This is a genomic window from Amycolatopsis magusensis (assembly GCF_017875555.1).
GTDB classification, from domain to species: Bacteria; Actinomycetota; Actinomycetes; order Mycobacteriales; family Pseudonocardiaceae; genus Amycolatopsis; species Amycolatopsis magusensis.
Window position 1 is genome coordinate 1,309,283 of the sequence record NZ_JAGGMS010000001.1, and the last position, 23,872, is coordinate 1,333,154.

Annotated in this window: 19 protein-coding genes and 1 tRNA gene; 9 read left to right on the forward strand and 11 right to left on the reverse strand. The window is 69.0% G+C overall.

The window, feature by feature from the left end; genetic code table 11:
• Positions 1 to 59: 59 nt before the first annotated feature.
• The 8 genes from JOM49_RS06280 to dnaN form a co-directional block, all read right to left on the reverse strand.
• A tRNA-Ile gene (locus tag JOM49_RS06280) sits at positions 60 to 133 on the reverse strand.
• 50 nt (positions 134 to 183) lie between these two features.
• Entirely contained in the window at positions 184 to 1,017 is an 834-nt protein-coding gene (locus JOM49_RS44020) for a DUF3566 domain-containing protein (RefSeq protein WP_209663407.1), read from the reverse strand.
• A gap of 31 nt (positions 1,018 to 1,048) precedes the next feature.
• Complete coding sequence (gene gyrA / locus JOM49_RS06290) at positions 1,049 to 4,822, reverse strand: intein-containing DNA gyrase subunit A (protein ID WP_209663408.1); 3,774 nt, start codon at positions 4,820 to 4,822, stop codon at positions 1,049 to 1,051.
• A gap of 40 nt (positions 4,823 to 4,862) precedes the next feature.
• Positions 4,863 to 6,830: a DNA topoisomerase (ATP-hydrolyzing) subunit B gene (gyrB, locus tag JOM49_RS06295; RefSeq protein WP_209663409.1), complete on the reverse strand. Its 1,968-nt coding sequence runs from the start codon at positions 6,828 to 6,830 to the stop codon at positions 4,863 to 4,865.
• A gap of 199 nt (positions 6,831 to 7,029) precedes the next feature.
• On the reverse strand, positions 7,030 to 7,539 hold the full coding sequence (locus JOM49_RS06300) for a DciA family protein (RefSeq protein ID WP_209663410.1): 510 nt from the start codon (positions 7,537 to 7,539) through the stop codon (positions 7,030 to 7,032).
• A 248-nt stretch (positions 7,540 to 7,787) separates the two neighbouring features.
• Positions 7,788 to 8,945, reverse strand: a complete 1,158-nt coding sequence (gene recF / locus JOM49_RS06305; protein ID WP_209663411.1) for a DNA replication/repair protein RecF — start codon at positions 8,943 to 8,945, stop codon at positions 7,788 to 7,790.
• Between the two features lie 10 nt (positions 8,946 to 8,955).
• Positions 8,956 to 9,846 carry a phosphogluconate dehydrogenase (NAD(+)-dependent, decarboxylating) gene (gene gnd / locus JOM49_RS06310; RefSeq protein WP_209663412.1) on the reverse strand — a complete coding sequence of 297 codons (891 nt, stop codon included), beginning with the start codon at positions 9,844 to 9,846 and terminating at the stop codon, positions 8,956 to 8,958.
• A 50-nt stretch (positions 9,847 to 9,896) separates the two neighbouring features.
• Complete coding sequence (gene dnaN / locus JOM49_RS06315) at positions 9,897 to 11,030, reverse strand: DNA polymerase III subunit beta (RefSeq protein WP_209663413.1); 1,134 nt, start codon at positions 11,028 to 11,030, stop codon at positions 9,897 to 9,899.
• An 801-nt stretch (positions 11,031 to 11,831) separates the two neighbouring features.
• Between dnaN and JOM49_RS06320 the strand changes: the two genes are divergently transcribed.
• On the forward strand, positions 11,832 to 12,434 hold the full coding sequence (locus tag JOM49_RS06320) for a CGNR zinc finger domain-containing protein (protein ID WP_209663414.1): 603 nt from the start codon (positions 11,832 to 11,834) through the stop codon (positions 12,432 to 12,434).
• Positions 12,435 to 12,444: 10 nt separating this feature from the next.
• On the opposite strand, the gene dnaA is transcribed toward JOM49_RS06320, so the two are convergent.
• Positions 12,445 to 14,124 carry a chromosomal replication initiator protein DnaA gene (dnaA, locus tag JOM49_RS06325; RefSeq protein WP_209663415.1) on the reverse strand — a complete coding sequence of 560 codons (1,680 nt, stop codon included), beginning with the start codon at positions 14,122 to 14,124 and terminating at the stop codon, positions 12,445 to 12,447.
• Positions 14,125 to 14,700: 576 nt separating this feature from the next.
• On the opposite strand from dnaA, the gene rpmH reads away from it, so the two are divergent.
• The 8 genes from rpmH to JOM49_RS06365 all read left to right on the forward strand — a co-directional run bounded on the left by rpmH (position 14,701) and on the right by JOM49_RS06365 (position 21,311).
• Entirely contained in the window at positions 14,701 to 14,844 is a 144-nt protein-coding gene (gene rpmH, locus JOM49_RS06330) for a 50S ribosomal protein L34 (protein ID WP_113695296.1), read from the forward strand.
• A 15-nt stretch (positions 14,845 to 14,859) separates the two neighbouring features.
• Positions 14,860 to 15,264, forward strand: a complete 405-nt coding sequence (rnpA, locus tag JOM49_RS06335; RefSeq protein ID WP_209663416.1) for a ribonuclease P protein component — start codon at positions 14,860 to 14,862, stop codon at positions 15,262 to 15,264.
• Positions 15,255 to 15,575 (forward strand): membrane protein insertion efficiency factor YidD, encoded by a 321-nt coding sequence (gene yidD / locus JOM49_RS06340; RefSeq protein WP_372444211.1) that lies wholly within the window; start codon positions 15,255 to 15,257, stop codon positions 15,573 to 15,575. Before rnpA ends, yidD begins: the two co-directional genes overlap by 10 nt.
• 4 nt (positions 15,576 to 15,579) lie before the next feature.
• A complete protein-coding gene (gene yidC, locus JOM49_RS06345; protein WP_209663418.1) occupies positions 15,580 to 16,740 on the forward strand; it encodes a membrane protein insertase YidC in 1,161 nt (386 codons plus the stop codon).
• Positions 16,741 to 16,765: 25 nt separating this feature from the next.
• Positions 16,766 to 17,326 carry a Jag family protein gene (locus JOM49_RS06350; RefSeq protein WP_209663419.1) on the forward strand — a complete coding sequence of 187 codons (561 nt, stop codon included), beginning with the start codon at positions 16,766 to 16,768 and terminating at the stop codon, positions 17,324 to 17,326.
• A gap of 1,358 nt (positions 17,327 to 18,684) precedes the next feature.
• A complete protein-coding gene (gene rsmG, locus JOM49_RS06355) occupies positions 18,685 to 19,359 on the forward strand; it encodes a 16S rRNA (guanine(527)-N(7))-methyltransferase RsmG (RefSeq protein ID WP_209663420.1) in 675 nt (224 codons plus the stop codon).
• Positions 19,360 to 19,422: 63 nt separating this feature from the next.
• Entirely contained in the window at positions 19,423 to 20,337 is a 915-nt protein-coding gene (locus JOM49_RS06360) for a ParA family protein (protein ID WP_372443977.1), read from the forward strand.
• Positions 20,334 to 21,311 carry a ParB/RepB/Spo0J family partition protein gene (locus JOM49_RS06365; RefSeq protein WP_209663422.1) on the forward strand — a complete coding sequence of 326 codons (978 nt, stop codon included), beginning with the start codon at positions 20,334 to 20,336 and terminating at the stop codon, positions 21,309 to 21,311. The genes JOM49_RS06360 and JOM49_RS06365 overlap by 4 nt, the downstream gene beginning before the upstream one ends.
• A gap of 108 nt (positions 21,312 to 21,419) precedes the next feature.
• Here JOM49_RS06365 and JOM49_RS06370 read toward each other — a convergent pair whose 3' ends face one another.
• Together JOM49_RS06370 and JOM49_RS06375 are read right to left on the reverse strand one after the other, a co-directional pair.
• Complete coding sequence (locus tag JOM49_RS06370) at positions 21,420 to 22,364, reverse strand: D-alanine--D-alanine ligase family protein (protein ID WP_209663423.1); 945 nt, start codon at positions 22,362 to 22,364, stop codon at positions 21,420 to 21,422.
• A 26-nt stretch (positions 22,365 to 22,390) separates the two neighbouring features.
• Entirely contained in the window at positions 22,391 to 23,713 is a 1,323-nt protein-coding gene (locus tag JOM49_RS06375) for an aminotransferase-like domain-containing protein (RefSeq protein ID WP_209663424.1), read from the reverse strand.
• Positions 23,714 to 23,872: the final 159 nt, after the last annotated feature.

Genomic DNA, 23,872 nt, shown 5'->3' on the forward strand with positions numbered 1-23,872 from the left:
CCGCGGACCCGGAAACGAAACAACCCCCGCCACGAGGTGACGGGGGTTCGTTCTCAGGGTGGGCCCACCAGGACTTGAACCTGGGACCTCTTCGTTATCAGCGAAGCGCTCTAACCGCCTGAGCTATGGGCCCTGGGAACGAGAAGAAGCCTACCTGACCCCTTCTCGCCCCTTCACGCGGGGTCACTCCCTCTCGGAGAGGGTCACCTCCAGCCCGCCGGCGAGGTCGGCGGAGACGTTGTAGATGAACGCGCTGACCGTGGCCAGCGCGGACAGCAGCACGATGTTGATCGCCCCGATGATGGCCGCGATGCCGAACACGCGACCGGCGCTGATCAGCGGTTCCGCCGCGGTGGCGGTGCCCTCACCCTGGACCAGCGAGGTGTAGGTGCCGTTCAGCTTCTCCCACACCCCCATGCCGTCGAGCACGGTGTAGAGCACGCCGACCGCGACCAGCCAGACGAAGAACATCGCCACGCCGAGCACCAGCGACAGCTTCAGCACCGACCACGGGTCGAACCGCTTGATCTGCAGGCTCGCCCGCCGTGGACCGCGGCCGGGGCGCCGCAGGGCGGTCGGCGCGGGGCGCTTGCCCGAGCCGCTCGACTGCTGACCGGAGTCACCGCCGCCGAACAGCCGCGAGGTGGCCGAACCGGTCGCCAGCGGCTGCTCGGGCGGGGTGTGGTCGTACTGCACCGGCGGGGGTGCGGCCGCGGGCTGGGCCTGGGCGGCCTCGCCCCCGCCGGGCCACTGCTGCTGGACCGTCGCCTCGCTGCCGGACTCCGCCGAAGCCGGGGCCGGGGCTCCGGCCGCGGCCGTCGGCTGAGCCGGAGCCGGTGTCGAAGCCGGAGGCGTGGCGGACGGCGTCGCGGCCGAGGGGGCGGCGACGGCGGGCTCCGGGGCAGCCGGAGCCGAACCGTTGCCCTCGTCCTTCGCCACGCGCTGCCACGGCGGCGTCGCCGGCCCTGCCGCCGTGCCGTTGGATCCGTGGTTCTCGGGCTTGTCCGATGGTGTCACGAAGCGTCAGTCCTTACCGAGTCCGGAACCACTACTCCTGTGGCTCCTGCGTGTCGTCTCCTCCGGCTGCACCGTTGACGTCCGACGGCTCGTCCGCGTTGCGCGCGACGGCGAGAAGGGTAGTGCCTTCGCCGAGATTCATCAGCCTGACGCCCTTCGTCTGCCGCCCGGCCTTGCGCACCTGCTCGGCCGGGGTCCGGATGACCCCACCGCTCGACGTGATGGCGTACAGCTCGTCGTCGACGTCGACGATGAGTGCTGCCACCAGCCTGCCACGGCGCTGGTCGTGCTGGATGGTCAGAACGCCCTTGCCGCCGCGTCCCTGGATCGGGTAGTCCTCGATCGGCGTCCGCTTCGCGTACCCGCCGTCCGTCGCCACCAGCAGGAACTTGTCCTGGGTGACCACGTTGATGCCGAGCAGCTCGTCGCCGTCGTTGAACCGCATGCCCAGCACACCCGAGGTGGCGCGGCCCATCGGCCGCAGCGCCTCGTCGGTGGCGTGGAAGCGGATGGACTGGCCGTCCGAGGAGACCAGGAGCAGGTCGTCCTCGGCGGAGACCAGCACCGCGCCGACCAGCTCGTCGCCCTCGCGGAGGTTGACGCCGATCAGCCCGCCGGAGCGGTTCGAGTCGAAGTCGGCCAGCTTGGTCTTCTTGACCAGGCCCTTCCTCGTCGCCAGCACCAGGTACGGGGCGACCTGGTAGTCCTTGATCTGGATGACACTGGCGATCTGCTCGTCCGGTTGGAAGGCCAGCAGGTTCGCCACGTGCTGCCCGCGCGCGTTGCGGTTGGCCTCCGGCAGTTCGTAGGCCTTCGCGCGGTAGACCCGGCCCTTGTTCGTGAAGAACAGGATCCAGTCGTGCGTGGAGCAGACGAAGAAGTGCTGGACGATGTCGTCCTGCTTGAGCGTGGCGCCCTGCACGCCCTTGCCGCCACGCCGCTGCGAGCGGTACAGGTCGGTTTTCGTCCGCTTGGCGTACCCGGTCCGGGTGATGGTGACCACCACGTCCTCGACCGCGATGAGGTCCTCGATGGAGACCTCGCCGTCGAACGGGATGATCTGGGTGCGCCGGTCGTTGCCGTGCTTGTCGACGACCTCGGTCAGCTCGTCCGAGATGATCTGCCGCTGGCGCTCCGGGCGCTCCAGGATGTCCTTCAGGTCGGCGATCTCGGTCTCGATCTTGGCCAGCTCGTCGACGATCTTCTGGCGCTCCAGCGCGGCCAGCCGGCGCAGCTGCATGTCGAGGATGGCGACGGCCTGCACCTCGTCGACGTCGAGCAGCTCGATCAGCCCGGCGCGCGCCTCCTCGGCCGACGGCGACCGGCGGATCAGCGCGATCACCTCGTCGAGCATGTCCAGCGCCTTGACCAGACCACGCAGGATGTGCGCGCGCTCCTCGGCCTTGCGCAGCCGGAACTTGGTCCGGCGGACGATGACCTCGACCTGGTGCTTGACGTAGTGCCGGATGATCTGGTCGAGCCGCAGCGTGCGCGGCACCCCGTCGACCAGCGCCAGCATGTTGACGCCGAAGTTGTACTGCAGCTGGGTGTGCTTGTAGAGGTTGTTCAGCACCACCTTGGCCACCGCGTCGCGCTTGAGCGTGACCACGATGCGCATGCCGCGGCGGCTGTTCGACTCGTCGGCGATGTCCGCGATGCCGGTGAGCTTGCCGTCGCGGACCAGGTTGGCGATGTTCTCCACCAGGTTGTCCGGGTTGACCTGGTAGGGCAGCTCGGTGACCACCAGGATGGTGCGGCCCTTGGTGTCCTCTTCGACCTCGACCACCGCGCGCATGCGGATCGAGCCGCGGCCGGTGCGGTAGGCGTCCTCGATGCCGGCGTGGCCGAGGATCAGGCCCTTGGTCGGGAAGTCGGGCCCCTTGATCCGCTGCAGCAAGGCCGCGAGCAGCTCGTCCTCGGTGGCGTCCGGGTGCTCCAGCGCCCAGATCACCCCGTCGGCCACCTCGCGCAGGTTGTGCGGCGGGATGTTCGTCGCCATCCCGACCGCGATCCCGGAACCGCCGTTGACCAGCAGGTTCGGGAACCGCGCCGGCAGCACGTCCGGCTCACGGGTACGGCCGTCGTAGTTGTCCGAGAAGTCGACGGTGTCCTCGTCGATGTCCCGGAGCATCTCCATCGCCAACGGCGCGAGACGGGCTTCGGTGTTGTGGCTGACGAAGCCGTCGGTGACGAAGGCGTGGTCGTCCGTGTCCACCCGCAGGCTGTAGACGGGCTGGACCCCGGCTTCGGTGACCGAAGCGACTTCCGCGTAGTAGAACCGCCCGTCGACCAGCGGCTCGACCACCGACAGCGCGGCCGCGTCGGTGATGTGCGAGCTGATCTCTTCGCGCCGGTTCTCCCACCGCTCCACGCGGTCGACGTTGTGCCTGCGCAGCCAGTCGCGGTCGGTCCGGCTGGTGGCCCCGTGCGCACGCAGGAACTCGCCGACGTACGGCACGTGGTCCGAGGACATCGACCGGGAGTCGACCGGGAGCGCGTCGAGGATGCGCTCGAGCTTGGCCTGCTTGGCCCCGTGGAAGCTCACCCTGGTGGCGAACAGCCGGGCGTCCCGGCGGTTGCTGATGACCAGCTTCCGCTCGCCGTGCTCGTATCGCACCAGCTTGGCGACCACCCCGAACTCCAGGAGCAGCTGCTGGACCTCGCGGGCCAGCCGGTCGCTCCGGGTGGAGTAGGAGATCTGCACGGAGTCCCTCGGCAGCGCCGAGCACGAGCCGTCACCGGTGAACAGCCCGATGAGGAACGCCCGCTTGACCGTCTTCCCGGACCGCCAGACGAACTCGGGCACCCGCTTGTCGGCACTGCGCCGGCCGACCATCTCACCGAGCGAGCTGGCCCGCAACGCGCTCAGGTTCTGGATGTCGAGTTCGTGCAGCAGCGAGCCGGAGGCGATCCGGCGCTGGGAAACGTAGCGAGGGCCACCGACCACGTGGTCGTAGCTGTCGACGACGTACCGGAAGAAGTCCTCGTCGATGTTGTTGAACCCGGCGCGGCCTTCCGAGACGAAGCCTTCGGCGACGAACGCACCGGCCAGCAGGCCCTCGACCCACCGGCGGACCTCGGACATGTGGTCCTCGGCCGCTTCGACGCGCTGCATGACCACGCGGTCGCCCGGCCGGACCTCTTCGAGCAGCTTCCACAGCAGGGTCGGCACCCCGAGCACGTTCACCAGGCAGAGCACCGGGTGGTTGTGGGTGCCGGTCAGCTCGAAACCCTCGCGGGTGGCGAGCTTGAGCGTGGCGTGGTCGCCGGAGTGGAACAGCATCTCGGCCCGCACCGGATCACCGTTGCGGTCGAGCACCTTGAGGTCGATCGGGTTGTCGCTGTTCGGCGCGGCGCCCGGCACGATGTCGCCGATCCGGACGGTCGAGCCGTCGGCCAGCTTGACCCGGGTGTCGCCGACCACGCAGTACCTCATGGCAGCAGCCGGGTCGTTGCCCGAGGAGCCGAAGTTGCCCTGGCCGTCGATCAGCGGGTTGCGCATGGACCACGGCTGCGCGAGCCGGACCAGCGCGTCGTAGATCGCCGAGTCACCGTGGGGGTGGTAGTTGCCCATCACGTCGCCGACCACGCGCGAGCACTTGTTGTACCCGCGCTCGGGCCGGAACCCGGAGTCGTACATCGAGTACAGGATCCGGCGGGCCACCGGCTTGAGCCCGTCACGCACGTCCGGCAGCGCCCGCGACACGATCACGCTCATCGCGTAGTCGATGTAGGAGCGCTGCATCTCCTGCTGGATGTCGACCGGTTCGACGCGGTCGTTCTCCGGCGGCAAGGTTTCCGTCATCTGGTCCTTCTATGGTTCAGGAAAAGTCCGTGGCGGGGACTCACACGTCGAGGAAGCGGACGTCCTTGGCGTTGCGGGTGATGAACGAGCGGCGGGCCTCCACGTCCTCGCCCATCAGCACCGAGAACAGCTCGTCCGCGGTGGCCGCGTCGTCCAGGGTGACCTGGCCCAGCAGCCGGTTGGCCGGGTCCATCGTGGTCTCCCACAGCTCTTCGGCGTTCATCTCGCCGAGACCCTTGTAGCGCTGGATCGCGTCGTCCTTGGGGAGCTTCTTGCCCGCCGCGACGCCCTCGGCGATCAGGCCGTCGCGCTCGCGGTCGGAGTAGGCGTACTCGGGTTCCTGCCGCGGCCACTTGATCTTGTACAGCGGCGGCCGCGAGAGGAAGACGTGGCCGTGCTCGACCAGCGGCCGCATGAAGCGGAACAGCAGGGTGAGCAGCAGCGTGGTGATGTGCTGGCCGTCGACGTCGGCGTCGGCCATCAGCACGATCTTGTGGTAGCGCAGCTTGGCCAGGTCGAACTCGTCGTGGATGCCGGTGCCCAGCGCGGTGATCAGCGACTGGACCTCGGTGTTCTTCAGCACCCGGTCGATGCGGGCCTTCTCGACGTTGATGATCTTGCCGCGGATCGGCAGGATCGCCTGGTACATCGAGTCCCGGCCCTCCTTGGCCGAGCCGCCGGCCGAGTCACCCTCGACGATGTAGAGCTCGCACTCCTCCGGGTTGGTGGAGCGGCAGTCCTTCAGCTTGCCGGGCAGGCCGCCGATCTCCAGCGCGCCCTTGCGGCGGACCAGGTCGCGGGCCTTGCGGGCGGCCATGCGCGCCTGCGCCGAGGAGATCGACTTGTTGATGACCGTCTTGGCCTCGGCCGGATTGCGCTCGAACCAGTCGGCCAGCCACTCGTTCGTCTTGGTCTGCACGAACGACTTGGCCTCGCTGTTGCCCAGCTTGGTCTTGGTCTGGCCCTCGAACTGCGGTTCGGCCAGCTTCACCGAGACGATCGCGGCGAGGCCTTCGCGCACGTCGTCACCGGTGAGGTTCGTGTCCTTCTCCTTGAGCAGCTTCTTGTCGCGCGCGTACGCGTTGACGATGCGGGTCAGCGCGGCGCGGAAGCCCTCTTCGTGGGTGCCGCCCTCGTGCGTGTTGATCGTGTTGGCGAAGGTGTAGACCGACGGCGTGAAGCCGGTGTTCCACTGCATCGCCACCTCGACCTCGAGGCCGTCGCCCTTGGCGTCGAAGGAGATGACGCTGTTGTGGATCGGGTCCTTGCTGCCGTTGATGTGCTTGACGAAGTCCTCGAGCCCGCCCGGGTAGCAGTAGACGCGTTCCTTGACCCTGGCCTGCTGCCCGGAGGCGTCCTCCTCGGTCTCCTCCTCGGCCACGCGCTCGTCGCGCAGGCTCAGCGTGAGGCCCTTGTTCAGGAACGCCATCTCCTGCAGCCGCCTGGCGATGGTCTCGGCGTTGTAGGTGGTGGTCTCGAAGATGTCCGGGTCGGCCCAGAAGGTGACCGTGGTGCCGGTGCGGTCGGTCTCGCCGGCCTCGATCAGCGGGCCGGGGACCGAGCGGTCGTAGTGCTGGGTCCAGATCTTGCCGCCGAGGTGGATCTCCACGTCGAGGGCGGAGGACAGCGCGTTCACCACGGAGACGCCGACGCCGTGCAGCCCGCCGGAGACCGCGTACGAGTCGCTGTCGAACTTGCCGCCCGCGTGCAGCACGGTGAGGACGACCTCGACGGTCGGCTTCTTCTCCTTGGGGTGCATCTCCACCGGGATGCCGCGGCCGTCGTCGATCACGCGGACGCCGCCGTCGGCCAGTAGAATGACGTCGACCTTGGTCGCGTGCCCGGCCATCGCCTCGTCGACGGAGTTGTCCACGACTTCCTGGACCAGGTGGTGCAGGCCGCGTTCGCCGGTCGAGCCGATGTACATGCCAGGGCGCTTGCGAACCGCTTCAAGACCCTCGAGCACGGTGATGGACGATGCGTTGTAGTCGTTCTTGTTCGCTGTCACCGGCGTGTTTTCTCCTCGTCTCGAGCAGCGCGGTCATCCCGCTACGAACATGGTACTTGGCCACGTCCGCTCACATGCGGCAAGGACACCCCTGATTTCGTCACAGAGCCACGAACTCGACTCAAGTCGACTCGGGCAATGGATCCGCGTGGCTCCGCGCGCTCTCGGGGCAATGAGTCAGCTCGGAGTCAAGCCCTGCTCACCCGTATGTGTCGCGGGGGCCGCGACCGGAGACGTGGCGTGGTCCCTTTCGCCAGCTCGGCGCCGTCGGACCCTGGATGCGCATGCGCTTGACCACGCCGTTCCCCACCCCGGCGGCGATCTTGCCGAGCAGTTGGCCCTGCAGCAGGCGGAGCTGCGTGGCCCAGGCGGTGGAGCTCGCGCGCACGGTCAGTTCACCGTCTTTCAGCGCGACCGGCTGCGCGTGCTCGGCCACCTCTTCCCCGACCAGGCGGGCCCAGTGGCCGAACACCTGGCCCGAGGCCAGCCGGCCGTTCCACCCGCGCTCGACCGCGATCCGGGAGACGATCCGGCCGAGTGGCTGTGGATCGCGCGAGTCCGCGCCGGGCCCGGACCACCGGCGGCGGCGCGGGTCCTGGCGCGTGCCGGTGGCGGGTCGCTTGCCGAGCGGGGTTTTCCGCGACTGCGCCTTGGCGCGGGCAGCCTCCAGCGCCGCCTTGGCGAGGTCCCGCCCGGACTGTGGGGTCAACCCAGACTCGTTCGGCCCAGCCGAATTCTCACGCTCCGTGGTCGAACCGCGGGGTACGGCCGCCTGCGAGCCCGAGGACCGCCCATTTGGCCGCACGGTCACTCCTCGCGATAACTGATTCACGGTGTTATCCACACTATCCACAGGTTTGTCCCCAGATAGGTGGGCAACCGCTCTGGTCGCGGTCACCCCGGGTCGCCGATTCGCTCTTCCGCCGTGTTCTTCCGTGTGCTTCCGTACCGGCCCGCTCAGGCGGGCCGCACCTCTCCGTCCGCGACGGTGAAGCGCCGTCCGGTGAGTTCCTCTGGCACGTCCTCCGCCACCGCCGCGGTCACCAGCACCTGCTCGGCACCGGCCGCGACCTCCGCCAGGCGCGCGCGGCGCCGCCGGTCCAGCTCGGCGAAGACGTCGTCGAGCAACAGCACCGGCTCCCCGGCTTCCGCTCGCAGCAGCTCGTAGGAGCCGAGCCGCAGCGCGAGCGCGAACGACCAGGACTCGCCGTGGCTGGCGTAGCCCTTCGCCGGTGCCTCACCGAGCACGAGGTCCAGCTCGTCCCGGTGTGGCCCGACCAGGCTTACCCCGCGTTCGAGCTCCTGGGGCCGCGACTCGCCGAGCGCGGCCACGAGGATCTCCGTCAGTTTGCCGATATCAGCCCGTTCACCTGCGGGAACGCCGTAGCCCGCCGGCAGCGCGTCGCCCAGGCTCGACCGGTAGGAGATCAGCGCCGGCCGCGAATCCGGCGCCACCCCCTGGTAGGCGGCCGAGGTGTGCGGGGCCAGGTCCGCGACCAGGTCGAGCCGCCCGGCGAGCAGCTGCGCCCCGGCCGTGGCCAGGTGGTTGTCCCACACCTCGAGCGTGCTCAGCGCGTACGGGTCCTCCCGCGCGCTGCCCCGCTTCTTGCCGGTGGTCTTGAGCAGGGCGTTGCGCTGGCGCAGCACCCGCTCGTAGTCCGCGCGCACCCCGGCGTACCGCGGCGCGCGCTGCACCAGCAGTTCGTCGAGGAACTTGCGGCGCTCCCCGGGATCGCCGCGCACCAGCGCCAGGTCCTCCGGGCAGAACAACACCGTGCGCAGGATCCCGAGCACGTCGCGCGGCTTGCCCACCGCGCCCCGATTCACCCTGGCGCGGTTCGCCCGGCCGGGGGTGATCTCCAGTTCCACGGTCAGCTCGCGGTCGTCGTTGACCACGGCCACCCGCACCAGCGCGCGCTCCTGGCCGTGCCGGACCAGGGGCGCGTCGGTGGCGACCCGGTGCGAACCGAGCGTGGCGGCGTACCCGATCGCCTCGATCAGGTTCGTCTTGCCACGCCCGTTCTGCCCGATCAGCACGGTCGGGCCGGGTTCGAGCGGCAGGTCGGCGTGCTCCCACGAGCGGAAGTCCGTGACCTGCAGATGACGGAGGTACACCGGGACCGGCTCAGCCGCCGGCCTTCTTCACCGCGTGGCCGCCGAACTGCTGGCGCAGCGCGGCCACCGCGCGCATCGCGGAGGAGTGCTCCTGGCGCGAGGCGAACCTGGCGAACAGGGCGGCCGAGATGACCGGCGCGGGCACGGCGTTGTTGATCGCCTCTTCGAGGGTCCACCGGCCTTCGCCGGAGTCCTCGACGTACCCCTCGAGGTCGTCCAGCTCCGGGTCCTCGTCCAGCGCGCGGACCAGCAGGTCGAGCAGCCAGGAGCGGACCACGGTCCCGCGCTGCCACCCCTTGATCACCGACGGCACGTCCTCGACCACGTGCGAAGCCTCGAGCAGCTCGAAGCCCTCGGCGAACGCCTGCATCAGGCCGTACTCGATGCCGTTGTGCACCATCTTCGCGTAGTGCCCGGCGCCGACCGAGCCCGCGTGCGAGAAACCTTCCTCGCGCGGGCCTTCCGGCCGGAGGGCGTCGAAGATCGGCATCGCGCGCTCGACGTCGGCGGCCGCGCCGCCGACCATCAGGCCGTACCCGTTCTCCTTGCCCCAGATGCCACCGGAGACGCCGACGTCGAGGTAGCCGACGCCCTTGGCGGCGAGCAGCTCGGCGTTCAGCTTGTCGTCGGTGAACTTGGAGTTGCCGCCGTCGATGAGGATGTCGCCCTCTTCGAGCAGGTTGCCGAACGCGACCACGGTCTCCCTGGTCGGCTCCCCCGCGGGCACCATCACCCAGACGATGCGCGGCGCGGCCAGCTTCGAGACCAGGTCCTCGAGCGAAGTCGTGTCGCTGACTTCGGCGTTGCGGTCGTAGCCGACGACTTCGTGCCCGGCGGCACGCAGCCGCTCGCGCATGTTGAAGCCCATCTTGCCGAGCCCGACCAGCCCCATCTGCACCATGTGAAAACTCCCCTTGCTCCCGATCAGTCGCCGACAGTTGACGCCGGTGCTCAGCCCGGCAGGCGGACCGGCATCAGCAGGTAGAGGTACCCGGGCACCACGTTGCCCTCCTCGTCCGCGGGCTTGATCAGCGCGGGGCGGTTCGGCGTGGTGAAGGTCAGCTCGGCGCGGTCGGCGTGCAGCGCACCGAGCCCGTCGACCAGGTAGCCCGGGTTGAAGGCGATGGTCACCGCCTCCCCCTCGTAGTCCACCGGCAGCTCCTCTTCGGCGCTGCCTTCGTCATCGCCCCCGGCGGACAGCCGCAGCAGTCCCTCCGAGAACTCGAGCCGCACCTGGGTACCACGCTCGGCGACCAGTGACACACGCTTGATCGCTTCGGCGAGCGCGCCGACGCCGAGCACCGCGCGCGAGGTGTGGCTCGCGGGCAGCAACTGGCGGTACGGCGGGAATTCGGCGTCAAGGAGGCGGGTGGTCGCGTAGCGGCCGGAACCGGACAGACCGAGCAGGCCCTCACCGCTGGCGAGCGCGAGCTTGACCGTCGCGCCGCTGCCGCCCATCGACTTCGCGGCCTCGGCCAGCGTGCGCGCGGGCACCAGGACCGCGGCGTCGGCCAGCCCCTCGGCCGGCTTCCAGGTGAACTCGCGCATGGCGAGGCGGAAGCGGTCGGTGGCGACGAGGGTGACGGTGTCGCCGGAGATCTCCAGCCGCATGCCGGTGAGCATCGGGAGCGTGTCGTCCTTGCCGGAGGCGACCGCGACCTGGGCCACCGCCTGGCCGAAGACCTCACCGGCCAGCTCACCGGCGAAGGCGGGCTGGGACGGGAGCTGCGGGTAGTCCTCGACCGGCATGGTCGGCAGGCTGAACTTGGCGTTCCCGCAGGTGATGGACGCGCGGGCGCCGTCGACCGAGATCTCCACCGGCTGCGCGGGCAGCGCCTTGGTGATGTCGGCGAGGAGGCGGCCGGAGACGAGCATGCGGCCGCCGTCGGCGATGGTCGCCGGGACGCCCACGGTGGCCGAGACCTCGTAGTCGAAGCCGGAAACGGTGAGCGCGTCGCTTTCGGCGGTGTCGGAGGCCTCCAGGAGCACTCCGCCCAGTACCGGGACGGGAGGCCGCGACGGCAGGCTTCTCGCCACCCAGGCGACGGCGTCTGCCAGCCCGTCGCGCTCGACGCGGATCTTCATGCGCTCATCCTTTCGCGGTAGCCGGGCCCCTCCGGCCCGAGAAGATCGACAAACGCCTCTGGCGTCCGCCCAGGTCGGGTGGCAGCGACGAACGCCGACAGGCGGACCTGGTGTGGGTACTCACGTTAGAGCGTGACCGGGTCCCCCGTCATCCGGCCTCCCCTGTCGACAAAGCGATCAAGCGACTGCCGGGTGGGACTTGTCCCCAACTTCGAGCTGCCCCTGTTTTTAATCAGTTCTCTAAGAAGAAGAATTAACAGTGACAGTAATAGGGGCTGTGGATTGTGTGGACAGAGCCTGTTGCCGCAGCGTGTACGGCGCGGCGAGCTGTGGACACCGGTGGAGCGGATCGGTGGACAGCTTCGGCGACCGGTGGACAACTCCAGCCACCCACAGGCTCCATCCACATCTGTCCACAGTTGTCCACACGGCTGTCCCCACCTGTGCGCTGATTTGTACCCAGGCCATGCACCGGCGCCGGCCGCCGAACTCGTCTCCGAGATCGCCCTGCAGGGTGATGTGGACAGTTTTGTGCATCTCCTGTGCATGGTTGCCGGTTTGCCTGTGTTTTTCCTGTGGAGAAACGGAAGATCGCCAGGTCGGCTGCCTGGGGACTACTTTTCCCTTGTGGGCCAAGCGGTTTCGCGAAGCGTCGCGTACGCTCCTTCATGACGCGAGGCGCGCGAAGCGCCCTTCGCGCTCCTCGAGGCTTTTCTTGCTATACAAGCGCTTCGCGCACGTACGCGGCCTACGCGCTGGTAACCGGCTGAACCGGTGTGGGAAACCCCATATAGTGGTTACATGGATCTGGGCACCAGGTTGATCACCGGCGAGGACGGGCAGCCGTTCCCGTTCGACCCGGGTGCGTTCTTCCTCGAGCTGCTCCTCACCGGTGGGCCCGAAGGCGAGCAGTGGGAGTTGCTGCGCGGCACGTCCGACCTCGCGAGCTGGCTGGTGGACTCCCGGCTCGCGCTCACCGCGCCGATCGAGGCGGAGGACGTCCGCATCCGCCCGGCCGAGCTCCGCGCGATCAAGCACCTGCGGGACACGCTCTGGACCGTGACCCAGGTGATCGCCGCCGGCGAGGAACCGAACGAGGACGAACTGGAAACCATCAACGCGGCCGCCGAGTCGTCCCTGCGGCCGCGGGTCGCCCTCGACACCGGCGTGTGCGAATGGGCCACGCCGATCACCGGCACCCAGGTGCTCGGCACCGCGGCACGCGAAGCGATCGACGTCATCGGCGGCGACCGGATCGACCGGCTGCGTGAGTGCGAAGCGGAGGACTGCGGGCTGCTCTTCCTCGACACCTCGCGGCCGGGCAACCGGCGGTGGTGCTCGATGCAGCGCTGCGGCAACCGCAACAAGGTGAAGGCCTACCGCGAACGGCAGGCCCAGGACTGACGGAGCGTGTCTACTGCCGCGCGCGCTGCTTGATGCGCGAGGTCAGTTCCTGCACCTGGTCGTAGATCCGCCGGCGCTCGGCCATCTCCTTGCGGATCTTCTTCGCCGCGTGCATCACCGTGGTGTGGTCGCGGCCGCCGAAGGTCTGCCCGATCCGCGGCAGCGACATGTCGGTCAGCTCGCGGCACAGGTACATGGCGATCTGCCGCGCGGTGGCGAGCGCCTTCGTCTTGCCGGGGCCGCAGAGCTCGTCGAGCGAGACGTCGAAGAACTCCGCGGTGACGCCCATGATGGTCGGCGCGCTGATCTCCGGCGCGTGCGAATCGGGGATCAGGTCGCGCAGCACGATCTCGGCGAGGCCGACGTCGACCGGCTGCTGGTTCAGCGACGCGAACGCGGTGACGCGGATGAGCGCGCCCTCGAGCTCACGGATGTTCGCCTCGACCCTGGCCGCGATGAACTCCAGCACCTCACCGGGCACCGCGAGCCGGTCCTGCGCGGCCTTCTTCCGCAGGATCGCGATGCGGGTCTCGAGCTCGGGCGGCTGGATGTCGGTGATCAGGCCCCACTCGAACCGCGTGCGCAGCCGGTCCTCCAGGGTTTCCAACCGCTTGGGCGGCCGGTCGGAGGAGACGACGATCTGCTTGTTCTGGTTGTGCAGGGTGTTGAAGGTGTGGAAGAACTCCTCCTGCGTGCCTTCCTTGCCCTCGAGGAACTGGATGTCGTCGACGAGCAGGATGTCGATGTCGCGGTAGCGGCGCTGGAAGGCCACCTTGCGGTCGTCGCGCAGGGAGTTGATGAAGTCGTTGGTGAACTCTTCGGTGGAGACGTAGCGCACGCGCATGCCGGGGAACAGGCGCTGGGCGTAGTGCCCGACGGCGTGCAGCAGGTGCGTCTTGCCGAGGCCGGACTCGCCCCAGATGAACAGCGGGTTGTACGCGCGCGACGGCGCTTCGGCGACGGCGACCGAGGCCGCGTGCGCGAACCGGTTCGAAGCACCGATGACGAAGGTGTCGAAGGTGTACTTCTCGTTGAGGCGCGTCTTCGAGGTCTGCGGTTGCGCGGGCGCGGTGTACGGCTGCCCGGCCACCGGCTGTCCGGAGAAGGTCGGCCAGATCTCGTGCACCGTGGCCAGCGCCTCGCCCTCTTCGTCTATCTCTTCGTCACCGTCGTCGAGGGAATCCAGCTGATCGTGTGAACGCGAGAGCCCGCCCGGGTCCGGCCGGGGGGTGCGGGTGGGCGGCATGCCGGGGGGCATCGCCGAGCCTTCGAGCGGGGGCGCCGGGGGTGGACCGGGCATCGGCCGCGGCGTCGGGGGACGCGGGCCGGGCATCGGCGAACGCGGAGCGGAGCCGTTGTCCACCCGTTGAGGTGACGGCGCGTACCGGCTGGGTGGCGGCGGCACGGGCGGGCCGCCCATCGCGCCGTCGGTCGTCTCGACCTTGACCGCGAGCGAGACCGCGCGGCCGAGGCGGCGCGAGAGCGCGTCGGTGATCGGTTCGCGCAGGGCGCGTTCGATGGCTTCCTTGGCGAAGTCGCTCGGCGCGGCGAGCAGGGCGGTGCCGTCCAGCAGGCCGATGGGCCTGGTCACGCGCATCCAGGCGCGTTGCTGGGGGGAGAGCGTGCTGTCGGACAGTTCGCGGACGACCTGCTCCCAGACCACACCCAGGTTCAACTGGTGGTCGGACACCTGTGCTGTTCCCCTCCCCTCGTCCACCCGCGGTTCACTCACACGGAGCGCTCTACCCTATCCCCAAGCCGAACCCGCGCAGCAGGTATCCACAAGTTGTCCACAACTGTGCACTAATGTACGGCGACGCCCAGCCGCCGCACCCGGCGGCTCGGTGAGCTACCGGCGGCGAGCTTCCCACCCGCTCCCGACCGGCGAGGACCTGCCCTGCTGACTGGGGCTCGTGACCAAGGAGAGGCACGCTAACAAGCCTCGCCCGATGCCACAAGACGTGGTCGGCGGCCAGCTTTTCACGGTGCACGGCGTGTCGCCAGCCGACCCTCCACCGTGGTCCGCCCGCCCCGGCCGACGCGGTCGCCGTGTGTTATCGAGGGGCCGGTTTCGGTGTCACCGTGCCGGGTGCGTACCCTCGAAAGGTCTTCCGCAGGCAGCGGGCTCGTTTCGCGTGCCCGTGTTCTTTCCCGCCACCGAGGTGGGGTCGCGGCCGGAGCAGGAGACGAACACACACGTACGCGCTCGCCCGGTTTCACGTCTGCCCGCAGGCGTCGGCGAGTCAGAGAGCAGGAGAAGTCGACCGTGGCAAAGGGTAAGCGCACCTTCCAGCCGAACAACCGCCGACGCGCGCGGACCCACGGGTTCCGGCTGCGCATGCGGACCCGTGCCGGCCGGGCCATCTTGGCGGCCCGTCGTCGCAAGGGCCGTCAAGAACTGTCCGCCTGATCCCGGCGGCCCGCCATGTTGCCGGCCACCGCTCGACTGCGGCGGAGCGAAGACTTCCGTTCGGTCATGCGCGGTGGCGTCCGGGCCGGACGCAAACGCCTGGTGGTCCACGCGATCCCCGGTGACGCGGACGGTGCCAGTGGCAGCAGGGCGGGCTTCGTCGTGAGTAAGGCCGTCGGGAACTCGGTGGTGCGCCACCGGGTGGCCCGGCGGTTGCGTCATCTCGTATCCGCGCGGCTTGGAACGCTTCCGGGTGGTAGCTCGTTGGTCGTTCGGGCCCTGCCTGCCGCTGCCACCGCCACCAGTGCGGAACTCGGTTCGGATCTCGACTCGGCGTTGCGCCGGCTCGGCCTCCTGTCCGGTTCCGCCGGCGGGGCACGCAAGGATCCACCCTCGCGCGTAGACGGGCCATCGGTGTGAGCGAAACACGAAGTGATGAGGGCAGCCCGGCACCCGTGCCGCGGCCGGGCCCGGTCGCGTGGGTACTTCTGCTCCCGGTGCGCTTCTACCGCAAAGCGATCTCCCCCTTCCTGCCGCCCAGCTGCCGGTTCTACCCCAGCTGCAGTGCCTACGCGCAGGAAGCACTGACCCGGCACGGCGCTGCCCGCGGGAGTTACCTCGCGGTGCGCCGGCTGCTGCGCTGCGGGCCGTGGACCCCTCCCGGCCGGGACCCGGTACCCGAGGTCTTCGCCTGGCGCCACCACCGACCTGGTACATCTACCGAGGAGTAGTTCAGTGCTCGACTTCATCTACTACCCCGTGTCCTTCATCCTGTGGTGTTGGCACAAGGTATTCGGGCTGGTGTTCGGCGAGGCCAGCGCCGTGGCCTGGGTCCTGGCGATCATCTTCCTGACCTTCACCGTCCGCGGCATCATGTTCAAGCCGTTCGTGAACCAGGTCCGGTCGATGAAGAAGATGCAGGACTTCGCGCCGGAGATCAAGAAGGTCCAGAAGAAGTACGCCAACGACAAACAGCGCCAGGCGCTGGAGATGCAGAAGCTCCAGAAGGAGCACGGCGTCAACCCGCTCGGCAGCTGCCTGCCGATGCTGCTGCAGATCCCGGTGTTCATCGGCCTGAACCACGTGCTGCGGATGTTCACGGTCAACCCGAACGGCGGGGAGAAGACCGAGAACTACTTCTTCGACAAGGGCGGCGTCGAGTCCTACGTCAACGCGAAGCTGTTCGGTGTCAACCTCGGCGACGCGATCCACAACACGCAGATCCTCGCGGGTGAAGCGGCCTCGAGCGGCTGGCACTGGTACGTGGCCCCGGTCGCGATCCCGCTGATGATCGTCGCGTCCATCGCGACCCACCTGACCGCGCGGCACTCGGTGGCCCGCCAGAACCCGGCGTCGGCGACCCAGCAGACCGCGATGATGAACAAGCTGACGCTGTACATCTTCCCGCTCGGTGTGCTCGTCTTCGGCGCGCTCTTCCCGATCGGCCTGCTCATCTACTGGCTGGCGAACAACGGCTGGACCCTGATGCAGCAGCGCCTGGTCTACACGAAGATCGACAAGGAAGAGGAGAAGAAGAAGGCCGAGGCGATCGAGAAGCGCAACACCGTCGCGCCGAAGGTCGGCCAGAAGCCCAAGGTCGGGCAGAAGCCGGTGCAGAAGAAGAACCCGGCGGCCCAGACCGGCGCGGACAAGCCGGGCCAGTCGCAGGCGAAGAAGAAGCCCGGCTCCCCGCACGGTTTCGCCCAGGGCAGCAGCACCGCCGCCGGCAAGAAGGGCTCCGGCGCGGCGAAGAAGCCGAACTCCGCCTCGGCGCCGAAGCCGGACTCCCCCTCGGACGCGAAGACGAACTCCAACTCGAACTCCAACGAGAACGGCTCGGGCGTGCCCGGCCTGATCAGCGACTCAACGAAGAAGTCTGGCCGGAAGCGCCGCTGAGCGCGGGCTGGAGAGGAGACAAGGCATGGCGGAAACGGCCGAAGCGGTCGACACCGAGAGCGAGGAGACCGAGGTCGCCGAGGCGACAGAGGCTCCTGCTGCTCCGGCGAAGAACGGTGTGGACGACGACCTCCTGGTGAAGGAGGGCGACATCGCGGGCGACTACCTGGAGCGCCTGCTGGACCTGCTGGACTACGACGGCGACATCGATCTGGACGTCGAAGCGGGCCGGGCGATCGTCAGCATCGACGGCGGTGAAGACCTGGAGAAGCTGGTCGGCTCCCGGGGCAACGTCCTCGAAGCCCTGCAGGAGCTGACCCGCCTGGCGGTCCAACAGGAGACGGGCTCCCGGAGCCGGCTCATGCTGGACATCGCAGGCTGGCGGGCGGACCGCCGGGAGGAGCTGCGGGAGCTGGGCCGCTCCACCGCGGAGACCGTGCTCGCAAGCGGCGAACGAGTCCGCCTGCAGCCGATGAGCCCCTTCGAACGCAAGGTGGTCCACGACGCCGTCGCCGCCATCGACGGTGTGCGGAGCGAGAGCGAGGGCGAGGACCCGAAGCGCCGAGTGGTGGTCTTCCCCTCCTGAAGCAGCTTCACCTGACGCGGCCCGCCGGACTTGGCTCCGGCGGGCCGTTTCGTTTGGGTGTGGGGGACGACCGATGGCGCAGGGCGTGTCCCCGTTGCCGCGCCGAGGGACCGTCCAGGATGCAACTGCCCGCGGCGCAGTCACCACGATGACCGCACTGATCAGCTCGACCAAGCGCACTCCGCCAGCGACTTGCCGCGTTGATCGCGGACCGACCCCCTGGCGTCGAACACCCTCATCGACGCACCCCGTTTCACGTGAAACGGGGTGCGGCATCGACAGGCGTACGTGCGCTCAACCGGTCGTGCTGTTGACCACGGAACGCGCGCTACCGCGTTTATGGCGGCAAGGCAGTCGACCTTCTCAACACCGAGCGCGACTTTCGACTTCCCCCTTCGCCGTGCCGACGGTGCACCTGTCCGCCAGCTCCCGAGTGATCCGCCGGGCCAGCGAGGAGCAGCCGGGACAACGGCAGTCAGCAAGGTCAGGAAGTCTGCGCCATCGCTCGACAATGGCGGGGCTCGATCATGGCCGGAGAGCCAGGCATCTTATAGGGCGACCACGGTTCGGAACAACGGCGCCCGGCTGGGCCGAGCATGCGTTCCAGTTCGGGCCCGTTTGCGTCGGTCACCGTGTCGACGTGGAATCTTGAGTGATGGCGCGCCATCGGCAGATCGCCCAGTTGTGCCCGCCGGAATGTCGGCCGATTACCGTCGCCGAGCGAGCTCGCCGCGCTCCTCGGCCTCGACAGAGGCGAGGTGTTCTCCGAGACACCGACGCGTCTCGCTCGGTGCGTTTCACGTGAAACTGAGCCGACCTGTCCACAAGGGAGGTCGCCGTCCACAGATCCGCTCCGCGCCCCGTTGGGCGGCTGATGCGGCGGTAGAGTGGATTTGGGGACGCCCCCCTGGGAGTGGCGGGGGTTTTCTGGGTTTGTCTAGCGGCCGCTTGGCGTGGGCTGGTTCGGCGCGTCGGTAAGGGGCTCCGGTCCGGCGCATGGCGTAGAGGAAGTCGCAGGGGCGTCGGGCGAGGCATGCAGGTGCGGCATCGTGCGCTTCTCGCCATCGGCGCGCTTGCGGTCGTGGCCGATTGTCGTGGGTGGATCGACGACTGCCAGCAGCTGTCGTGCCGGGTTTGGCGAGTACAGCTTCCAAAGAGGTAGCGGGGGTTGTCTGCGCGGCGCTGGGGCGGGTCACACGGGCTAGGGATAGCCGTGTGCGGGGGTCGCTGTGTTTCACGTGGAACTGGTGCGTGGGATCGTGCACATCTGTGGTGCGTCGCGTGGGTTTGGGGTGGGGATCGGGGACAATCGGGGGCAGGTCGTTTCACGTGAAACGGCGACCGAAGAGGAGTTCTGAGTGGGTGTGGAAGACGTCATCGGTACGCCGGCGGCGGCAGAGCAGGTGTTTGGGGATCGTCTTCCCGTGGCTGAGCGGTTCGCGGCGCTGCTGGCCGAGCATGGGGTCGAGCGCGGACTGATCGGTCCCCGTGAGGTGGAGCGGTTGTGGGGGCGCCACATCTTGAACTCCGCGGTGATCGGCGAGAAGATCAGCACCGCTGCTCGCGTCGCCGACGTGGGGTCCGGGGCTGGGCTTCCGGGGGTTCCGCTGGCGATCGCCCGACCGGACCTCGATATCGTGCTCATCGAGCCGATGGCGCGGCGCGTCGACTGGCTCACCGAAGTTGTGGACGAGCTGGATCTGTCGTCGTCCGTCACCGTGGTGCGTGGGCGGGCGGAGGAGAAAGCCGTTCGGGCCGTTGCGGCCGAGCGTGATGTGGTGACCGCGCGGGCGGTCGCTCCCCTGGCGAAGCTCGCCGGTTGGTGCCTGCCGTTGGTGCGCACCGGCGGCACGCTGCTCGCCTTGAAGGGATCGAGCGCCGCGGAGGAGATAACGCGAGACCGGCTCGCGGTGCGCAAGGCCGGTGGTGGTGAAGCGACGGTGGCGGAGTGCGGTGGCGGCCTGCTCGACGTGCCGACCACCGTGGTGCTGATCCCCCGCGTCTCACCCGAGAAGACGAAGCGCCGTCGTTGAGGAGATGTTCCACGTGAAACGAACCCAGAACAGCTCGCCCCTATCGAGGAGGTGCTTCGGCCGGTGAACCCACCGTCGTCAGCAAACACCGGACATGACGTGGGGTGGACTCCGATCGCGGAAGAAGCCATGCGCGCCGCGCGGGTCCTGCACCCGGAGTCCTACCGGCTCCCCAGGCCGGATCACCGCCGTGTCCTCACGGTCGCCAACCAGAAGGGCGGGGTCGGCAAGACCACCAGCGCGGTGAACCTCGCCGCTGCCCTCGCGGTGCACGGGCTCAAGACGCTCGTCGTCGACCTCGACCCGCAGGGCAACGCCAGCACCGCGCTCAACGTGGAACACCGCTCGGGCACCCCCTCGGTCTACGAGGTGCTGCTCGGCGAGGTGACTCTGGCGGACGCGGCGGCGGTCAGCGAGCAGTCCCCCAACCTCTACTGCGTGCCCGCCACGATCGACCTCGCGGGCGCCGAGATCGAACTGGTGTCGATGGCGTCCCGCGAGACGCGTCTCAAGGAGGCGCTGACGAGCGAAGCGATCGACCAGCTCGGCGTCGACTACGTGTTCATCGACTGCCCGCCGTCGCTCGGCCTCCTGACGGTCAACGCGATGGTCGCCGCGCAGGAAGTGCTCATCCCGATCCAGTGCGAGTACTACGCACTGGAAGGCCTCGGGCAGTTGCTCAGCAACATCGAACTCGTCCAGCAGCACCTGAACCGCGAGCTGACCGTGTCCACCATCCTGCTCACGATGTACGACGGGCGCACCAAGCTCGCCGACCAGGTGACCCAGGAGGTCCGCAACCACTTCGGCGAGGTCGTGCTGAAGACGGTCATCCCCCGCAGCGTGAAGGTCTCCGAGGCGCCCGGCTACGGCCAGACGATCCTCGCCTACGACCCCGGTTCCCGCGGGGCGCTGAGCTACTTGGACGCGGCGCGTGAGATCGCGGAGCGCGGTGTGAAGAACGGTGAGAAGCAATGAGTGCCGAACGCAGGGGTGGGCTCGGACGCGGCCTCGCCGCCCTGATCCCCACCGGTCCGGTCAACGCCGAGGGCAAGCCGGTCGAGCTGAAGCCGGCCCCGGCCGAGAACGGGCAGAACGGCTCGGCGCCCGCGCCGGCCGGTGAGGTCGCCGGTGCGGTCTACCGCGAGGTGCCGATCAGTGCGATCAAGCCGAACCCGAAGCAGCCCCGGCACGTCTTCGACGAGGACGCGCTGGCCGAGCTGGAGCACTCGATCCGCGAGTTCGGGCTCATGCAGCCCGTCGTGGTGCGCCAGCTGCCGGGCGACGAGTACGAGCTCGTCATGGGCGAGCGGCGCCTCCGGGCGTCGCAGCAGGCCGAGCTGGAGAAGATCCCGGCCATCGTCCGGCAGACCGCCGACGAGGCGATGCTGCGTGACGCGCTGTTGGAGAACATCCACCGCGTCCAGCTCAACCCGCTCGAGGAAGCCGCCGCGTACCAACAGCTGCTCGACGAGTTCGAGGTGACCCACGAGGAACTCGCGGGCCGCATCGGCCGCAGCCGGCCGGTCATCACCAACACCATCCGCCTGCTGAAGCTGCCGTTGCCGGTGCAGCGCCGGGTCGCCGCGGGCGTGTTGTCAGCCGGTCACGCGCGTGCCCTGCTGTCGCTGGAGAGTGCGGAGGACCAGGAGGACCTCGCGGCTCGGATCGTCGCGGAAGGCATGTCGGTCCGCGCGACCGAGGAGGCGGTGACGCTCAAGAAGAGCGAGTCGCCGCGCAAGGCGAAGCCCGCTCCCCGCAAGCCGATGCAGGCGCCGGGGTTGCAGGACCTCGCCGTGCGGCTCTCCGACACGTTCGACACCCGGGTCAAGGTCGACCTCGGCCGCCGGAAAGGCCGGATCGTGGTGGAGTTCGGGTCGGTCGACGATCTTGAACGGATCGTCGCGTTGATGGACCCGAGCAAGACAAATCGGACATCGAAAACCGATTAGGGATTACCCCGGGTCGTTTCGTCACGGTGATGATTTCTCAGCGTTGATCCACGAGTACGCAGCGGCATCGAAGATCGCGTCGCCGGATCGGTCCGATCCGGCGCTCGGTCAGCGCGAGATCGCGCGGTCGATCAGCTCGGCGAACACCGCGCCGAGCGAGCCGCCGCCCGCTTCGATCGCCATCGGCACGGTCGAGGTTTCGGTGAGACCGGGCGAGAGGTTCACTTCGAGGAAGTGCACGGTCCCGTCGGCGCCGACCACCGCGTCGGTTCGCGAAATGTCGCGAAGCCCGAGCAACTGGTGTGCCGCGACCGCGAGTTCGCCGACCGCCTTCGCCGACTGCTCGGTGAGCCGCGCCGGTGCGAAGAAGTCGGTCAGGCCGGCGGTGTAGCGAGCGGTGTAGTCGTACACCCCGCTCTCCGGCACGATTTCCACCGCGGGCAGCGCGGTCGGGCCGTTTTCGGTTTCGATGACCGCGACCGCCACCTCGACGCCGTCGACGAACCGCTCGGCGAGCACCGTGTCGCCGTACGCGAAGCAGCCGACCATCGCCGCCGGGAGTTCGGCGGCGTCGCGGACCACCTGGGTGCCCAGCGCCGAGCCACCCTGATCCGGCTTCAGGATCAGCGGCAGGCCGAGCCGCTCGACCATCGCGTCGAGCACGGCCTGCGCGCCCAGCTCGCGGAAAGTGCTGTGCGGCAGCACGACCCAGTCCGGCGTGGCGAAGTCCGCCTTGGCGAGCAACGCCTTCGCGGTCGGCTTGTCCCAGGCGCGGCGGCAACCCTGCGAGCTGGTGCCGACGAACGGCACGCCCAGCATTTCCAGCACGGTCTGCACCGAGCCGTTCTCCCCCTGGCCGCCGTGCAGCGCGACGACGGCGGCGTCCGGCCGCTGGGTGCGCAGCCGTTCGAGCAGACCGGCGTCGGTGTCCCACTCCTCCACGCCCAGCCCCTCGGCCCGCAGCGCGGCGGAAAGCCGCCTGCCGGAGCGCAGGGAAACGTCGCGTTCGTGGGACAAACCGCCAGCGAGCACGGCAACGGTGCGTTCGGCCACCGGGGAACTCCTTGGATTCGTGGTCGTCAGGCGGTGTCGGGCGACGGGTTTTCCGGCCCGGACACCACGCGGGGGTTCACGCTACCGAAGGTGCGCATGAGGTCCATTTCGGATTCGAGCACGGCGGCGAGCCGGCGCACGCCCTCCTTGATGCGCTCCGGCGTCGGGTAGCAGTACGACAGGCGCATCTGCCTGCTGCCGAACCCGTCGGCGTAGAACCCGGTGCCCGAGGCGTAGGCGACGCGGGCGGTCACCGCGCGCGGCAGCATCGCCTTGGTGTCGACGCCTTCCGGCACGGTGACCCACACGTAGAACCCGCCGTCGGGGTGCGTCCACGAACAGCCGGGCGGCATGTGCTGCTCCAGCGCGGACAGGATGGCGTCCCGGCGTTCGCGGTAGTTCTCGCCGAACGTCTTGATCTGGCCCTTCCAGTCGTGCGTGGCCAGGTAGCGCGAGACGACCAGCTGGTTGAGCGTCGGCGGGCACAGCGTCGCGGACTCCGCCGCGAGCACCAGCTTCTCGCGCACGGCGTGCGGCGCGAGCACCCAGCCGACGCGCAGGCCGGAGGCGAAGGTCTTGGAGAACGAGCCGAGGTAGACCACGTTGTCCGGGTCCATCGACCGCAGCGCCGGATACGTCTGGCCGTCGAAGCCGAGCAGGCCGTACGGGTTGTCCTCGACCACCAGCACGTCGTGCTCGCGGCAGATCTCCAGGATCTCCGCGCGCCGCTCGACGGCGAGCGTCACGCCGGCGGGGTTGTGGAAGTTCGGGATGGTGTAGAGGAACTTGACGCGCTTGCCGTGCTTGCGGCACTGGCCGAGCGCCTCGCGCAGTCCCTCGGGCACGAGCCCCTGGTCGTCCATCGCGACGTGCACGACCTCGGCCTGGTAGGCGGCGAAGGAGCCGAGCGCGCCGACGTAGGACGGGCCTTCGGCGATCACCACGTCACCCGGGTCGCAGAACAGCCGGGTCACCATGTCCAGGCCCATCTGGGAGCCGACGGTGACCACGACGTCGTCCGGGTGCGCGCTGATGTCCTCGAGCGCCATCACCTCGCAGATCTGCTCACGCAGCGCGGGCACCCCGTGCGCGGAGCCGTACTGCAGCGCGACCAGGCCGTCGTTCGCGATCAGCTCGGCCATCTGGGAGGACAGCGAGTCCAGCGGGAGCGCGGCGAGGTTCGGCATGCCGCCGGCCAGCGATACCACCTCGGGGCGGCTGGCGACCGCGAAGAGCGCTCGGATCTCCGACGCCGTCATGCCCGCGGTGCGCGCGGCGTACCGCGGCAGGTGCGGGTCGAGGTTGTGGTGGCCGCTCTGCGGCTGTCTGGCTGGGCGCTTTTCGCTCATCGGGCACTTCGCAAACGCTGTCGGCCGGCATGGTCGGTGCTACTCATACGTAGATCCATCGAGTGTAACCATCCCCTCTTCCGGTCCTCGGCTCTTCCGGTGCTCATCACATCCCCCTATCCTGTGATCCCGGGCCGGTTTGCTCTTGCGGTGAACCGT